Source organism: Nocardia aurea, from assembly GCF_003123685.1.
Classification (GTDB): domain Bacteria; phylum Actinomycetota; class Actinomycetes; order Mycobacteriales; family Mycobacteriaceae; genus Nocardia; species Nocardia aurea.
Map to the genome: position 1 here is coordinate 569077 of NZ_QCYJ01000127.1, position 15042 is coordinate 584118.

The following is a 15042-nucleotide window of genomic DNA, read 5'->3' on the forward strand; positions in this document are numbered from 1 at the left end:
GCCGATTCCTCGCGCCCGGCGCGGGTTCTCACCGCCACCGCCGCCGAGGTGCCCGCACCCGCGGACCGCGATCCGGTTGCAGGGCTGCACGATTCGTCGCAAGGGCTGCTTCGACCCGCACATGTGGGCGCATTTCGGCGGCACCGTCGTCCCCGTGGGCGAGTGGACCGAACGGCCCCTACGCGAGGCGCCCATGGCCGGAGGCAACCGAAAATCGAACACGCGTTCGAGAGCGAGCGGGAATCGGAACCATACCCAGTCGGTATGCGGCCGTGTCCTACGGTCGACCGTTCGGGAGGACTCTGGACAGAGTTGGGGTGCGGTGGTCGGAAGGAGTGGGGTATGGGTTTATCGAAACGTCACGTCCATATCGAATCCGACTACCTTTCGCTGGATTACACGGCGTCGGCGGAACAGGCCCGCAATGTCGCCGATGAACTGGCCGAAGGTTTTCCGGAATTCGAAGTGACGGTCGACGACGAACTGCAAGACGGATTGCCGCCTCTCCCCTGTTCACGTCTGTGGGATTGAGGCCGTAATTTCCCTTGCCGAATCGGGTATTTCGTGTCCACGCGGCCGTTGTGCCGATTCGACGTGGCGCGCGGCGGGCGCTCTGCGCATAGGGTGGGAACCGTTGGACGGCGCGACGGTGATTGTGCCGTATCGCGCGTCGAGAAGTAGGTGTCGGTGTCCACGACGGTTGATGACGAGGGTGTGCCCGGACTCGCCTGGGTCACGATGGGGCTGGGGTGGGATCCGGAGACCCGTCGATGGCTGGCCGGTGGCAGACCCGATATCGATCTGAACGCGGCCGCGCTGATGTTCGAGGGCGACATACTCGTCGATACGGTGTATCACGATCAGTTGATATCCCAGGACGGCGCGGTGCGACTGCTCGCCGACAGCGTCACCGGGGAGGAACCGGGCGACGACGAAGTGCTCACCGTCGACCTGACCCGGCTGTCGCCGACTATCACCACCATCATCTACCTGGTCACTTCCTACGCCGGACAATCGTTCGAGCAGATCGACAACGCCTTCTGCCGCTTCGTCGACGGTGTCAACGACATCGAATTCGCCCGATACATTCTGGACAACGGACCGAATCGCACGGGATTTGTTCCCGGAAAGCTGGTCCTGACGGCGCGGGGATGGCAGTATCAGCCGATCGGCGTGGCCATCGAGGCGAACCATCCGGTCGAGGCGATTCCCCAGCTCGCCCCCTACCTTTCGTGAACCACGCCGGCGCTTTTCACCCGTAGGTGTATATCCGCCGGACAGAAGAGGTTCCGAGTGCGAGTCCTGGTCACCGGTGCGAACGGCTACCTCGGCGGCGCGGTCTGCCGGGCGCTGCGCGACAGTGGGCACTCAGTCATCGGTTCGGTGCATCGCGGTCGGTCACTCGCGCCCGCCGACCTGCCGATGCGGGCCGCCGACCTGCGCGATGTCGCCGCCCTCACCCACGCGCTGCACGGCATCGACGCGGTCTGTCATCTCGCCGGGCTCACCCGCGCCCGCGATTCGCATACCGAACCGCTGCGCTATTTCGAGGTGAACGCGGGCGGCACCGTCGCCCTGTTGCGGGCGATGGAGGCGGTCGGCGTCCGCCACCTGGTATTCGCTTCGACCGCCGCGATCTACGGCACACCGGATCGGCAGCCGATCCACGAGGATATGCCCGACGACCCGCCGCATCCGTACGCGGCGAGCAAACTGGCCGCCGAAGCGGCGATCACCGCCCAAGCCGCCACCGGCACACTGTCGGCGGTCATCCTGCGGCTGTTCAATATCGTCGGCGGGTCCAATGCCGACGACGGCGGGATCATCCCGCGACTGCTCGCCGTCGCCTCCGGCGAACTGCACTGCCTGCCGGTCAACGGCGACGGCACCGCCGTCCGCGACTACCTCCACATCGATGACGCCGCAAGCGCATTCGTCGCCGCGCTGACCCGCCTGCCCGACCCCGGCGTCTCCCTGCGATACAACATCGGCAGCGGCATCGGCACCAGCGTGAACGAATTGGTGGCGGCGACCTCTCGAATCACCGGCAAGGCCATCGCGGTCCGGCACCGCCCGGCCGCGACCGAACCGCGCCGACTGGTCGGCGACAGCACCCGTGCCTCGAACGAACTGCACTGGGCGACGGTCTCTTCCGATATCGACACGATCATCGGCCGCGCCTGGGCGGACAAAGATCCGAAAACTCGGCCGGTTCCAGGCACTCCGTAGTACGTGTAGCGATCAGCCACCTTCGGGGGCACGTGAATTGGGGGCATCCGCGCACTCCCACCGCGCGGTAATTTCGAACCGAGTATCCACCTGGAGTTTTCGGCGAGGAGGCTGTAGATGGACGAGCAGACGTATGCCCCGGCCCCGGAGTTGACGGCACAGTTGCTGCGGCAATTACGGCTGATCACCGGAGTCGAAATCGGTGCCGAAGACGACTATTTCGAGATGGGCCTGGTGACACCGCTGCGGGCACTGGAAATCGTCGCCCTGTTGGAGCGCACCTTCGATTTCGAAGTGAACACCGATGACCTGGATCCGGATAATTTCCGCACCGTCCACCGCACGGCCGCGTTCGTCGTCCGCAAGGCCGCGGCGCCGACCCGTCCGGCACCGGCGCCCCTGGAACAGCTCCTCGCCGAGTACGTACCCGACAGTGCTCCACCTCCTGCTCCACACAGGTAATCGCACCGGCCTCGATTCCCGGGCGCGTACCGCCCGTGGGGCAGATCCACGACGGCGACGGGATGGCGACGAGCCCCGACGCGATCAGTAGGCGAGCTCGCTCCAAGGGATTTCGATCGGGAACGGGAACCCGATCCGGATCCCCTCCTCGTCGGCGGACGTCCATTCTCCAGCGAGCAGATAGTTGGCCGGGCGGAGTGGACGTACACCGTCGGGGAGGCGACCGTGCCCGGTCTCCAGCGCATAGGCCCGGACGATGGCGATGGCGCTCTCGGTGCGCGCGATCGTCACCTCCCAGTACCAGGGGATACCGGCGCTCGCGTAGCGACCTTTCTTCGCTTCCATATCGGACTGACTGTTCGACGGCGACAGCACTTCGCCGACGACGAGCGTGTCCGCCGCCCTGATGTCCTGGAACGGGGATTCCAGGCAGCGATAGACGAGAAAATCGGGCGTCAGGAAGTCGGACTTGCCCGTGGCGCCGAGGAAGACATTCGTCTCGACGTCGACCTGCCAACAGGTCTCGGGATTATCGGCCATGCTCTTGCGGGCACAACGCTCGACGGCGTTGCGCATGCGGACGGTGAAACGTTGGTGCTCGCCGGGGCCGCGGCGCACCCACACCACGCGGCCATCCCAGAGTTCGATCTGCGCGGCGATTTCCTCGGGCAGCTCTTCGAGTTCCTCCCACGTCATGAATTCGGGGAGGTCCGGTCGATCGACGTCGGGCACGGCCATATGGATCATGGTATGCACCCGAGCGACGGACGACGGCAGCAACAACAGCTATCACCGGCGTCGGATTCGACCTAACGCGCGGGTTCGGCGGGCACCGCGGCACGGCCCAATGCTTCGGCGAGCGCGGGATCGAGGGCGAAGGCGAGCGCGACGAGGGATTCGACCAGCAGGTCGACCAGGTCGTCGCGGCCGATGGGTTCTTCGCGCAACCACGTCAAGGTCGTTTCCTCGACGAACGCGACCCAGCCTCGCATCCCGAGCAGGAGTCGGGGCCTGCGTTCCTGCTCGATCGGCACCGGCGCTTCGGCGAGGATGATGCCGATGATGACGTCGCGGGTCTGGTCGACCAGTGGTTTCAGGTCGGGGCTCACGCTGGTCGGGCCGCGGAGCAGCGCCAGGTAGGAGGCGCGGTTCTCGGCGACGTATTCGACGTAGCGACCGATCGAGTCGTGCAGCATGTCGAGCACCCCGAGTGCGGGGTCGGGGGCGACGCGTTCGAGGAGTTCGGCGTTCGCCTGCGCGACGACGGCCAGCTGGAAATCCTGTTTCGTCGGGAAGTAGTGGAAGAGCAGGCCGCGCGAGATGCCCGCTTGTTCGGCGATCTCGGTGATGGAGATGTCCTCGATGGCGCGTTCGCCGAGCATCTTGACCCCGAGGGTTATCAGCTGCATGCGGCGCTGTTCCGGGGTGAGCCGGACACGCTTGGTCGCTCCCGCTTCTCTTGCCACGCCGCCATCTTACTGAACGTGACTCAATAGCTGTTGACTGACGCTCAATAGATCCGTATTCTCGCTTATATGAGTCGCAAGGTTACAGACAAAGCTGTCGGCGACCGGCCCACCCGCCACGCCAGGACGATCGTCATCGGCAGTGGGTTCGCGGGGCTCGGGCTGGCTATCCGGCTGGGCCAGCAGGGCCGCACCGATTACCTGGTCCTCGAACGCGGCAACGATGTCGGCGGCACCTGGCGGGACAACACCTACCCCGGCGCGGCCTGTGATGTGCCGTCGCACCTGTACTCGTATTCCTTCGCGCTCAACCCGGACTGGTCGCGATCGTTCTCCAAGCAGGGCGAGATCTACCAGTACATCCGAAGTGTCGCCGAGCGCCACCGGGTGCTCGACAAGCACATCTTCGACTGCGACGTGACGAGTGTGCGCTGGAACGCCGACGACGCGCGCTGGGAGATCAGCTCGTCGAAGGGCGAGTTCACCGCGGACACGGTGGTCTCCGCGGTCGGCGGACTCTGCGAACCCGCGCTCCCGGATATCAAGGGCATCAACACCTTCGAGGGCGAGACCTTCCATTCCGCCCGCTGGAATCACGAGATCGACCTGACCGGAAAGCGTGTCGCGGTCATCGGCACCGGGGCCTCGGCCATCCAGATCGTGCCCGCCATCGCGCCGAAGGTCGCGCATCTCGACGTCTACCAGCGCACCGCACCTTGGCTGCTTCCGCGCATGGATCGTCCCTACACGCTGCCGGAACGGCTGGCGTTCAAGCACATTCCCGGCTTCCAGCGTCTGTCGCGCGCCGCCATCTACGCCGCGCGTGAGACCCAGGTCGTGGGCCTGGCCAAGGTGCCCGCGCTGATGCGCGGATTCGAACTGCTGGCGAAAGCCAAGTTGCGCTACGAGGTTCGCGATGCCGAACTGCGCAAGAAGGTGACCCCGGACTTCCGGATCGGCTGCAAGCGCATGCTGATCTCGAACAACTACTACCCGGCGCTGAGCCGCCCGAACGTCGACCTGGTCACCGAGGGCATCGCCGAGATCCGCGCGAATTCCATTGTCACCAAGGACGGTACCGAGCGTGAGATCGACGCGCTGATCGTGGCCACCGGATTCCACGTGACCGATTCGCCGACCTACGAGGCCATCACCGGCAAGGACGGTCGCACGCTCAGCGAGGTGTTCGACGAGATCGGCCAGCAGGGCTACAAGGGCGCGTCGATCGCGAACTTCCCGAATATGTTCTTCCTGGTCGGCCCGAACGTCGGCCTCGGCCACACCTCGATGGTGTACATGATCGAATCACAGATCAATTACATCGCCGACGCGCTGGCGACCGTCGACGAAATGGGCCTGCGCACTGTCGAAGTCCGCAAGGACGTCCAGGACGCTTACAACCGTGACTTGCAGGCGAAACTGGGCAAGAGCGTGTGGAATACCGGCGGCTGCGCGAGCTGGTACCTGGACAAACATGGGAACAACACCACGTTATGGCCCGATTTCACCTTCGAATTCCGTAGGCTGACAAAGACATTCGACGTGGACGCCTATCAGACGACGGCCGCGTCACATAACGATCTGAAAGTGGTGGCAGCACCGTGAGCAATGACGCTTATTTCACGGGCAAGGTTTGTGTGATCACCGGGGCGGGTTCGGGCATCGGCCGGGCGCTCGCGGAGAACCTGGCCAAACGAGGCGCCAAGCTCGCGCTCTCCGACATCGACACCGAAGGCCTCGCCGAGACCGCGCGCCGCTGCGAGGAACTCGGCGCGCAGGTGAAATCGGACCGGCTCAACGTGGCCGAACGCGAGGCGGTGTTGCTCTACGCCGATGCGGTGAAAGCGCATTTCGGCGTCGTGCACCAGATCTACAACAACGCGGGAATCGCCTATCACGGTGACGTGATCAAGTCCGAGTTCAAGGACATCGAGCGGATCATGGACGTCGACTTCTGGGGCGTCGTCAACGGCACCAAGGCCTTCCTACCGCTGCTCATGGAGTCCGGCGCCGGCCATGTCGTCAATGTCTCCAGTCTCTTCGGGCTCATCGCCGTGCCCGGCCAGAGTGCTTACAACTCGGCCAAATTCGCGGTGCGCGGTTTCACCGAATCGCTACGCCAGGAAATGCTGGTCGGTAAGCATCCGGTCAAGGTGACCTGCGTGCACCCCGGCGGCATCAAGACCGCCGTCGCCCGCAACGCCACCTACGCCGACGGCATCGACGCCAAGAACGCGGCATCGATGTTCGACGCGAAATTGGCGATCCACACCCCCGAGATGGCCGCGCAGACCATCACCGAAGGGGTGCGCAAGGGCCACGGCCGCGTGCTCATCGGCTGGGAGGCCAAACTGCTCGATCTGTTCGTGCGGATCACCGCGTCGGGCTACCAGCGCATCTCCGCCGCCGTCAACCGACCCTTCCTGCCGTAGACCATGCGCGATTTCGATATCCCGCTGCCCCTCGCGCGGGCGGTGCTCGATCCCGTCTTCCGCGTCATCCTCAACGATCGCCTGCCGTTCGCGGCGCAGCGCGTGCTCATGGACGTGATGTCGCGCGCGCAGCCGGTGCCCGACGACACCGTCGTGCGACGACTGCGGCTGGCGGGCAGGCCCGCGGAGCGGATCACCTCGGCCTCGACCGCGATCGACGGGCCGCGCGCGCGGGCGGCGGACTCGGGCGCGATCCTGTACCTGCACGGCGGCGGGTACACGGTCGGCTCGCTGACCACGCATCGCTCGCTGGCGGCCCGGCTCGCGCACGGCACCGACTGCCCGGTGTATGTGCTCGACTACCGGCTCGCGCCGGAGCATCCCTTCCCCGCCGCGCTCGACGACGCGGAGACCGCGTTCCTCGAACTCGTCCGGGAGAAGGGGCACCGGCCGGAGCGGATCGCCATCGCGGGTGATTCCGCGGGCGGCGGGCTCACCCTCGCCACCGCGCAGCGACTCGTCGCCGACCACGGGCTCACCCCCGCCGCGCTCGGGCTCATCGCCCCGTGGAGCGACCCCAACCTGATTCCCGACCGCGAACGCGATCTGGTCGTCAATCGGCCCTGGTCACGCTCGTGCGCCGCGGCCTACCTCGGCGCGGGCGACGGCGACGTTTCCGGATACGCGCCGCTGCGCGGTGAACTGCACGGCCTGCCTCCGACCTACCTCCAGGTCGACGAGGGCGAGATGCTCTACGACCAATGCCTGACGCTGGAGGCGGCGCTGCGCGACGCGGGCGTGCACGTCCGGTTCAGCCGGACACGCGGACTGTGGCATGTCGCGCAACTGCAGGCCGGGCTGATCGGGGCCGCGGCCGCCGAGGTGCGGGAACTGGCCGATTTCCTGCGTGAAGCGTTACAGCCGGTGTCGGTCCGGGATCTAGGATGATCACGCACCCCGTATCCACCGGCCGATGGTTCCGCTCGAAACAAGATTCGGACAAATTTCCGGTGGTCGACATGACGACGCGCCCATACGTGTCGTAGATTACTGGCGAGTAAACCACGTGGAAGGGCAGTGATGCGCGAGTTCGAAGTTCCGGCTTCCTACACCATTCCGGAGGACGCGAACAATTCCGACAACGTCTTCCGGCATGCCGAACAGTCACCGAACGCGGTGCTGTTCAACCTGTCGGACGGCAACGGCGGCTGGCGGAATGTCACCGCCGCGGAGTTCGCGAAGACGGTGACCGGCATCGCCAAGGGTTTGATCGCCTCGGGCATCGAACTCGGTGACCGGGTCGCGATCATGGCCCCCACCCGGTACGAATGGGTCGCCTTCGATTTCGCCATCTGGGCCGCGGGCGGCTGCACCGTCGCCATCTACGACAGCTCCGCCGCCGAGCAGGCCAAATGGATCCTGCAGGATTCGGCCACCAAACTGCTGGTCCTCGACAACGACAAGCACCGCGCGACGATCGACGAGATCGAAGCGGGTTCGCTGCCGGATCTGAAGGAAACCCTGCAGATCGACAAGGGCGCGGTCGACCAGCTGATCGAGCGCGGCGCCGACCTCGACGATCAGGTCGTGCACGACCGTCGCAAGCAGGTCAACGCGGCCTCGCCCGCGACCCTGATCTACACCTCGGGCACCACCGGCCGCCCCAAGGGCGTCATGCTCTCGCATGCCAACCTCTGGGCGGAGTCGAAGTCCGACCGGCTCGCGCTGCGCAAGTACATCCAAGAGGGCAAGAAAACCCTCATGTTCCTGCCGCTGGCCCACGTCTTCGCGCGCGCGGTCACGCTGACCTCGTTCGACGCGAAGGTGATCCTCGCCTTCACCGCCGACTGGACCACCCTGGTCGAACAGTTCGGCAGCTACCACCCGCACTTCATCCTCGCCGTGCCGCGCGTGTTCGAGAAGGTGTTCAACGGCGCGAAGCAGAAGGCGCACGACGGCGGCAAGGGCAAGATCTTCGACGCCGCCGCGGACACCGCCATCGAGTGGAGCGAATCCCTCGACAACGGCGGTCCCGGTCTGGTGCTCAAGCTCAAGCACGGCGTCTTCGACAAGCTCGTCTACAGCAAGCTGCGGGTCGCGCTCGGCGGACAGTGCCAGGCGGCTGTCTCGGGCGGCGGACCGCTCGGCGCGCGCCTGGGCCACTTCTTCCGCGGCGTCGGCGTCACCGTCTACGAGGGTTACGGTCTCACCGAATCCACCGCGGCCGTCACCGTCAACACCCCCGAGAACCTGCGGGTCGGCAGCGTCGGCAAGCCGATCGAGGGCCATTCGGTCAAGATCGCCGAGGACGGCGAACTGCTGCTGCGCGGTTCGGTCATCTTCGACGGCTACTGGGGTAACGCGGAAGCCACCGAGGACGCCTTCGCCGACGGCTGGTTCAAGACCGGCGATCTGGGCGCCATCGACGCCGACGGCTTCGTCACCATCACCGGCCGCAAGAAGGAGATCATCGTCACCGCGGGCGGCAAGAACGTCTCCCCCGCGCTGCTCGAGGATTCGCTGCGGGCCCATCCGCTGATCAGCCAGGTCATGGTGGTCGGCGACGGCCAGCCGTTCGTCGGCGCGCTGATCACCCTCGATCCCGAGGCGCTGCCGGGCTGGAAGGAACGCAACGGCGTCTCCGCGGACACCTCGATCGAGCAGCTGATCGAGAACCCGGCCATCGTCGCCGAAATCGATGCCGCGGTCGCGGACACCAACAAGAAGGTGTCCCACGCCGAGGCCATCAAGAAGATCCGCATCCTCGCCGTCGACTGGACCCAGGAGACCGGCGAACTCACCCCGAAGATGTCGCTCAAGCGCGCCGTCGTGATGAAGCAGTACGCCTCCGAGGTGGAGAAGATCTACAGCTGATCTCTCCCTGATATCAACGGCGCCGTCCGCGAATCGCATTCGCGGACGGCGCCGTTGCGTCGGGCCGGATGTTCGTCGGCCGTCAGAAAATGGTCACATCGGCGGCGCGGGGGCGGCAGTAGGCTCGATTCATGGCGCGACTGTGGTATCGGATGGCGGCCGGGATCGTCTCGGCGGGCCTTGCGCTCGGCGTCGCCGAAGTGGTCGCCGCCTTCGTCGGCTCCGAGACCGCGCCGGTGCAGGTCCTCGGCTCGACGGTGATCGACCACACGCCGGGTGGATTGCGTGAGTGGGCGATCCAGACCTTCGGCACCAGCGACAAAATGGTGCTCTATTTGTGCATGGCGGTGGTCGCGATACTGCTGGCCGCCTTCATCGGCGTGGTCGAACGCGGCAACCGCGCGATCGGCTCGTCGGTGTTCGCGGTTTTCGGGGTGGTCACCGCGGTCATCGCGGTCGAACAGCACGGGGTCTCCGCCGCGTTCCCGACGGTCGTCGGTGTCGCGGTGGGGATCTACGCGCTGCGTGTGCTCACCCGCCGGGTGGAGGCTTACGAGGACGCGGTGAGCGACGGTGGGGTGGCCTCGGTATCCGGGGCAGGCGAAGCGGGTCGTGGCTCCCTCGGTACAGGGGAGAGCTCCGCGGCCGCGGTCGGCGTCGTCGGGACCAGCGTTTCCGGTGTAGGCGATTCGGCGGGCCGGGGCGATACGTCCGCGAATCGGGCACGCGCCGATTCCCCCGAGGCGTGGGCCGATCCGCCTGAAGCGCGGGCCGATGCGGCTCGAGCGCGCGCGGATTCGGTCGAGGCAGTCGAGGGTGATCGGCTCACCCCCGGTGACCGTACTCCCGCATCGTCGGTATCGACCGACCGACCGCAACCCACTCCGCATCCGGCCCTCGTGCCGAACGGCGCGAGCGCACTGCGACGCCGACAACTGCTGCGCGGTGTCGCCATCACCGGCGGGGTCGCGCTGGTCGCCGGATTCGGCGGCCGACTGCTCGGTTCGCGACGGGCCGACGTCTCGGGTGAACGGGCGGCGGTACAGCTGCCGGAGCCGGTGGGGCCGCCGATTTCCCTTGCGCCGGAGGCGGATCTGCGTCTTCCGGGACTGACCCCGTATCTCACCCGCAATGCCGATTTCTACCGGATCGACACCGAACTCATCGTGCCGCAGCTATCGATCGAGGACTGGTCGCTGCGCATCCACGGCATGGTCGATCGCGAGATCGTGATCCGCTGGACGGATCTGGCGAATCGGCAGGCGATCGAACGACTGGTGACGTTGGCGTGCGTCTCGAACTCGGTGGGCGGCGATCTGATCGGCAACGCGATGTGGCGCGGTTACCGGCTCGACGAAATGCTCGCCGAGGCGGGCCCGCACCCCGACGCCGACATGGTCCTGTCGCACAGTGTGGACGGATGGACCGCGAGCACCCCCCTGTCGGCACTCACCGACGGCCGTGACGCGCTGCTCGCCGTCGGCATGAACGGTGAACCCCTTCCGGTGTCGCACGGCTACCCGGCCCGCATGGTCGTGCCCGGCCTGTACGGCTACGTCTCGGCCACCAAATGGGTGACCGAACTCGAGGTCACCCGGTTCGACCGCGCGATGGCCTACTGGACCAAGCGCTGGTGGTCCCCGTACGGCCCGGTCAAGACCGGCACCCGCATCGATACTCCCCGCGCGAACGCCAAGGTCTCGAAAGGCACCGTCGCCATCGCCGGAGTCGCCTGGGCCCAGCACCGCGGCATCGGCGCCGTCGAGGTCCGGATCGACGGCGGCCCATGGCAGCAGGCGAAACTGTCCGCGGACCAATCGATCGACACCTGGCGCCAATGGGTCTTCGAATGGAACGCCACCCCCGGTTCACACACCGTCATCGCCCGCGCCACCGACGGCACGGGCGCCATCCAGACCGCCGACCGCGCGGGCGCCCTCCCTGACGGAGCGACCGGCCACCCCGAGATCACCTTCACGGTCAGATAATCGCCGGAGCGCCCGGCTCGGGCGGACAATCTCGTACACGAACGCCCGAAATCTGTTCGAACGACGCGAGATTGTCCGCCCGGACCGGACTCACCCGGTGACGGTCAACCCGCGAGGGTGTCGGCCTTCGAGAGTTTGTCGGTCGGTTCCGCCGCGCGGCCACGGGAGTGGCTGACGAACAGGGCCGAGGCGACGACGCCGATGAGGAGGATGCAGGCGGGGAGCAGCATCGATTCGGCGAGTGCGGAACTGAAGGCGTCCTTGACGAATTCCGGTATGGCGCCCTGACCCGCGCCGCCTTCGGCGACCTTGCCGCCGCCGAGTCCGTTGGCGCTCATGCGGGAGGCGATGAGCGCGCTGATCGCGGCGCTGCCGAGGACCGAACCCACCTGGCGGGTGGTGTTGTAGATACCCGCGCCCGCGCCGGCCTGCTGGACCGGCAGGTTGTGGGTCGCCGTCGACGCCAGCGGGGCCCAGATGCAGGCGTTGGCGAAGCCGGCGAGCGCGGCGGCGACGAGGAAGACCGCGATCGAGGAATCCGGTGTCATCAGCGCGGCGAACCAGAAGACGGCGGCGGCGAAGGCGGTGAAGCCGATGGTCGGCACCAGCCGAGGCGGCAGACGATCGGAGAATTTGCCGATGACCGGGGCGAAGAAACCGGTCACGATCGCCATCGGCGCGAATACCAGGGCGGATTTGGTCGGCGACATCTCGCGCACGGCCTGCAGGTAGAAGTAGGCGGGCACCATCAGCGCGGTGATGGCCGCGCCCATGGCGGCGATGGCGAGATTCGACAGCGCGAAATTGCGGTCCTTGAACAGGCTCAGCGGCAGCAACGGCTCGCCGCGGTTGCGGGCCTGGTTCCAGACGAACGCGGCGAGGACGAGCACACCCGCGCCGATCATCAGCCAGATGCCCACCGACCAGTCGTAGGAATTGCCCTCCTGGATACCGAACACCAGCAGGAACAGACCGACACCGCTGAGCACGATGCCCGGGATGTCGAATTTGTGGTCGTTGGTCTCCAGTGACGGCACCAGCCAGACGGCCAGCCCGAACGCGATGATGCCGACGGGCACGTTGACGAAGAAGATCCACTCCCAGCCGAGGCTGTCGACGAGCACGCCACCCAGAATCGGGCCGACCAGTGTCGCCAGACCCGCGACGCCGCCCCACAGGCCCATCGCCGCGCCGCGACGATCCGGCGGGAATGTCCTGGTGATGACGGCCATCGTCTGCGGGGTCATCAGCGCCGCGCCGAGTCCCTGCACCGCGCGGGCCGCGATCAGCATGCCGATGGTGCCGGACAGACCGCACCACAGCGAGGCGGCGGTGAAGACGGCGAGGCCGATGAGGTAGATGTTCTTGGGGCCGTAGCGGTCGCCGAGTCTGCCGGTCACCAGCAGTGGCACGGCGTAGGTCAGCAGGTAGGCGCTGGTCACCCAGATCACCGAGGAGACATCGGCTCCCAGGTCTTCCATGATCGCCGGGTTCGCGACGGCGACGATGGTCATATCGAGCAGGATCATGAAGAAGCCGACGACCAGCGCGGTGAGCGCTAGCCACGGATTACGTTGGGTGGTCATGGGTTCGGTTCCATTCTCGAACTCGTCGAAGGGTGATGAGCGGTCGGGGCCCGGCGCGCCGGGCTCCGTCGCGAGATCAGGGGGAGGCCGCGGCGGCGCGGCGCGGGACGGGCGGACGCTCGGGATGCCCGGCGTCGGCCCACGGATGTTCCGGTCCGGCGATCCTCGCGCCGGATTCCGGGTCGAATCGCTCCCACTCCAGCGCGCCGCTGCCGAGTTCGGCGAGGAAGCCGTCGATCCACGCGATCTCCGCGCCGACGGTCGCGCGCAGGTACGGCAGCACGATCCAGTACCGACGCGGGACATGGTGTTCGGTGGCCCAGTCCGTCATGCGGTCGAAATCCTCGATATCGGCGCGCAGATGCCGTAGCCGTTCCTGGAGCAGGGCGGTGACGTCGGCGGCGGGCAGATTGTGCGCCTCCGCCAGCGCGAGCGGGAACATCGGATATTCGGCGTGCGGGTACCGGATGACCTCGGCGATCTTGTTCCGCAGCGCCTGTTCACCGAGTTCGGTGATGCGATAGGTGGTCCGTTCGGGACGATTGCCCGACCGGTCGACGCCCTCGGCACGCACCAATTCGTGCTCGGCCAGTCGCGCGACCGTGTGATACAGCGATCCCGGGCGGACCTTGACCAACACGTCTTCACCACGGCGGATCAGCAGCTGATACATCTCGTACGGATGCATCGGCCGCTCCGCCAGCAGTGCCAGCACGGCGACCGCGAGCGCGGTCACCCCGGGACGCGCCTGTGGTCCCATTCTTTCCCCTCTCTCGGTCGAGCGTGGCACCACCGGTCCGCCGTCGGTATATCCCACACCAAATACTCCACACGGAATATACGGTCCGGAACATCGAGGCGGCAAGGGGGTTCCCCGCGCGATCTGTGATGAAAATGCCTCGCAGAGGCCCGAAATGACGGTATTGCGAAGATCAGAGGGCGTGCTCGTCCAGCCAATCGCGCGCCGCGGTCGCGGGGGAGGTTCCGGCGCGGACCTTCAGGATCAGGTCGACCAGATCCTCGGTGGTCAGTTCGCCCGCGACGTAGTTCAGTTTCTCCAGGCGACGGTCGTCGAGCATGCCCTTGCGGAAGATCGGCAGCACGTTCTGCGCCGGGAGCGCGTAATCCTCATCGGTGAGGATCGCGAGGCCGTCGGCCGCGCCGGGGATCAGTGCGGGCGGGCCGGAGAGGACGCCCACCGGCGAACTACCGTCCAGCAAGGCGTTTCGCAGGGCCGCCGCGTCGGGCAGGGGACGTTTCCCGGCGAAAGCGCATCCGTTGATCGAGAGTGGCGCGGACGACGCGCGCAGAATGTCGGGGGCGGCGGCGATTCCGGCTTCCCACTCGCCGCAGCGCGGGCCGATGTCGGCGATCGAACGCAGGTCCTCGCGGTCGGCGACCTCGGCGGGCAGCAGCACGCGCGGCCGCATATCGGTCCCGTCGGCCGGATCGGCGACGACGATGCCCTCCGGCAGCGCCCGATTCAACGCGACGGTCACCTGCTGCGGGGTTCGGGCGGTCGTGGCGGAATCCAGGTAGGCCAGCAGTTCTCCGCTGTGTTCGCCGATGAGACCGATCCGCCCCGCGTCGAGTGCGGCGAGATAGTCGGGCCGCGCTCCGAGTTGCGGCAACACCGCGACGGTGAGTCCGGTGCGCGCGAGCGCGCCCGCGTAGATCTCGGCGAGCACCCGGGATTCCACCGAATCTCCCGCGCCGACAACGAATGCCGAACGCGCGTCGTCGCTGCCGCACGATACTGCGGTGACAGCGGCCGTGACCAGCAACAACCGTGCCAGCATCCGCTTCGACGCGGCCAGCAACATCCGGCGACACCAACTCTCCGAAGTCGACAGAGCCGACACAAAGGCTCAGTAGCGGGCAGTATGGACAACCAGAATGTACCGGTGGCCGTCGTCACCCGGCCGCTCGCATAGCTCGCTCTGCCGGAAGGACCCCAGTGGATACCACATCGACCCCCGATGCCGCGCGGCACCGGCGCTGGGCG

Annotated in this window: 14 protein-coding genes; 9 read left to right on the plus strand and 5 right to left on the minus strand. The window is 66.8% G+C overall.

Annotated elements, in window-relative coordinates; genetic code table 11:
* Nucleotides 1-342: 342 nt before the first annotated feature.
* From DAT37_RS31490 to DAT37_RS31505, 4 genes are all read left to right on the plus strand, one after another.
* Complete coding sequence (locus DAT37_RS31490; protein WP_109528463.1) at nt 343-531, plus strand: hypothetical protein; 189 nt, start codon at nt 343-345, stop codon at nt 529-531.
* Nucleotides 532-687: 156 nt separating this feature from the next.
* Nucleotides 688-1236 carry a TerD family protein gene (locus tag DAT37_RS31495; protein WP_109528627.1) on the plus strand — a complete coding sequence of 183 codons (549 nt, stop codon included), beginning with the start codon at nt 688-690 and terminating at the stop codon, nt 1234-1236.
* Nucleotides 1237-1293: 57 nt separating this feature from the next.
* Nucleotides 1294-2229 carry an NAD-dependent epimerase/dehydratase family protein gene (locus DAT37_RS31500; protein WP_157978799.1) on the plus strand — a complete coding sequence of 312 codons (936 nt, stop codon included), beginning with the start codon at nt 1294-1296 and terminating at the stop codon, nt 2227-2229.
* A gap of 117 nt (nt 2230-2346) precedes the next feature.
* Nucleotides 2347-2691 (plus strand): acyl carrier protein, encoded by a 345-nt coding sequence (locus DAT37_RS31505; RefSeq protein ID WP_109528465.1) that lies wholly within the window; start codon nt 2347-2349, stop codon nt 2689-2691.
* Between the two features lie 84 nt (nt 2692-2775).
* Here the strand turns inward: DAT37_RS31505 and DAT37_RS31510 are convergent, their stop codons facing one another.
* The gene (locus DAT37_RS31510; protein WP_109528628.1) at nt 2776-3429 is read right to left on the minus strand and encodes a Uma2 family endonuclease; all 654 of its coding nucleotides are present in this window, start codon (nt 3427-3429) and stop codon (nt 2776-2778) included.
* A gap of 71 nt (nt 3430-3500) precedes the next feature.
* A complete protein-coding gene (locus DAT37_RS31515; RefSeq protein ID WP_408637458.1) occupies nt 3501-4157 on the minus strand; it encodes a TetR/AcrR family transcriptional regulator in 657 nt (218 codons plus the stop codon).
* A gap of 69 nt (nt 4158-4226) precedes the next feature.
* Here DAT37_RS31515 and DAT37_RS31520 point away from each other — a divergent pair, with 69 nt between their 5' ends.
* From DAT37_RS31520 to DAT37_RS31540, 5 genes are all read left to right on the plus strand, one after another.
* Nucleotides 4227-5762, plus strand: coding sequence for a flavin-containing monooxygenase (locus DAT37_RS31520; RefSeq protein ID WP_109528467.1), 1536 nt, complete (start codon nt 4227-4229; stop codon nt 5760-5762).
* Nucleotides 5759-6589, plus strand: coding sequence for an SDR family NAD(P)-dependent oxidoreductase (locus tag DAT37_RS31525; RefSeq protein ID WP_109528468.1), 831 nt, complete (start codon nt 5759-5761; stop codon nt 6587-6589). Before DAT37_RS31520 ends, DAT37_RS31525 begins: the two co-directional genes overlap by 4 nt.
* A gap of 3 nt (nt 6590-6592) precedes the next feature.
* A complete protein-coding gene (locus DAT37_RS31530; protein ID WP_109528469.1) occupies nt 6593-7537 on the plus strand; it encodes an alpha/beta hydrolase in 945 nt (314 codons plus the stop codon).
* 132 nt (nt 7538-7669) lie between these two features.
* Nucleotides 7670-9463, plus strand: a complete 1794-nt coding sequence (locus DAT37_RS31535) for an AMP-dependent synthetase/ligase (RefSeq protein ID WP_109528629.1) — start codon at nt 7670-7672, stop codon at nt 9461-9463.
* 131 nt (nt 9464-9594) lie between these two features.
* Nucleotides 9595-11451 (plus strand): molybdopterin-dependent oxidoreductase, encoded by a 1857-nt coding sequence (locus DAT37_RS31540; RefSeq protein ID WP_109528470.1) that lies wholly within the window; start codon nt 9595-9597, stop codon nt 11449-11451.
* Between the two features lie 104 nt (nt 11452-11555).
* Here the strand turns inward: DAT37_RS31540 and DAT37_RS31545 are convergent, their stop codons facing one another.
* The 3 genes from DAT37_RS31545 to DAT37_RS31555 form a co-directional block, all read right to left on the minus strand.
* On the minus strand, nt 11556-13037 hold the full coding sequence (locus DAT37_RS31545; RefSeq protein ID WP_109528471.1) for a DHA2 family efflux MFS transporter permease subunit: 1482 nt from the start codon (nt 13035-13037) through the stop codon (nt 11556-11558).
* 76 nt (nt 13038-13113) lie between these two features.
* Nucleotides 13114-13797 (minus strand): PadR family transcriptional regulator, encoded by a 684-nt coding sequence (locus DAT37_RS31550; protein WP_109528472.1) that lies wholly within the window; start codon nt 13795-13797, stop codon nt 13114-13116.
* Between the two features lie 172 nt (nt 13798-13969).
* The gene (locus tag DAT37_RS31555) at nt 13970-14860 is read right to left on the minus strand and encodes a glycine betaine ABC transporter substrate-binding protein (RefSeq protein ID WP_109528473.1); all 891 of its coding nucleotides are present in this window, start codon (nt 14858-14860) and stop codon (nt 13970-13972) included.
* Between the last annotated feature and the right edge of the window lie 182 nt (nt 14861-15042).

Excerpts from the sequence above, each read along its gene's own strand:
- DAT37_RS31510 (WP_109528628.1), bottom strand. The coding sequence starts at position 3,429 with ATGGCCGTGCCCGACGTCGATCGACCGGACCTCCCCGAATTCATGACG.
- DAT37_RS31505 (WP_109528465.1), top strand. The coding sequence starts at position 2,347 with ATGGACGAGCAGACGTATGCCCCGGCCCCGGAGTTGACGGCACAGTTG.
- DAT37_RS31530 (WP_109528469.1), top strand. The coding sequence starts at position 6,593 with ATGCGCGATTTCGATATCCCGCTGCCCCTCGCGCGGGCGGTGCTCGAT.
- DAT37_RS31540 (WP_109528470.1), top strand. The coding sequence starts at position 9,595 with ATGGCGCGACTGTGGTATCGGATGGCGGCCGGGATCGTCTCGGCGGGC.
- DAT37_RS31550 (WP_109528472.1), bottom strand. The coding sequence starts at position 13,797 with ATGGGACCACAGGCGCGTCCCGGGGTGACCGCGCTCGCGGTCGCCGTG.
- DAT37_RS31520 (WP_109528467.1), top strand. The coding sequence starts at position 4,227 with ATGAGTCGCAAGGTTACAGACAAAGCTGTCGGCGACCGGCCCACCCGC.
- DAT37_RS31555 (WP_109528473.1), bottom strand. The coding sequence starts at position 14,860 with ATGTTGCTGGCCGCGTCGAAGCGGATGCTGGCACGGTTGTTGCTGGTC.
- DAT37_RS31535 (WP_109528629.1), top strand. The coding sequence starts at position 7,670 with ATGCGCGAGTTCGAAGTTCCGGCTTCCTACACCATTCCGGAGGACGCG.
- DAT37_RS31545 (WP_109528471.1), bottom strand. The coding sequence starts at position 13,037 with ATGACCACCCAACGTAATCCGTGGCTAGCGCTCACCGCGCTGGTCGTC.
- DAT37_RS31490 (WP_109528463.1), top strand. The coding sequence starts at position 343 with ATGGGTTTATCGAAACGTCACGTCCATATCGAATCCGACTACCTTTCG.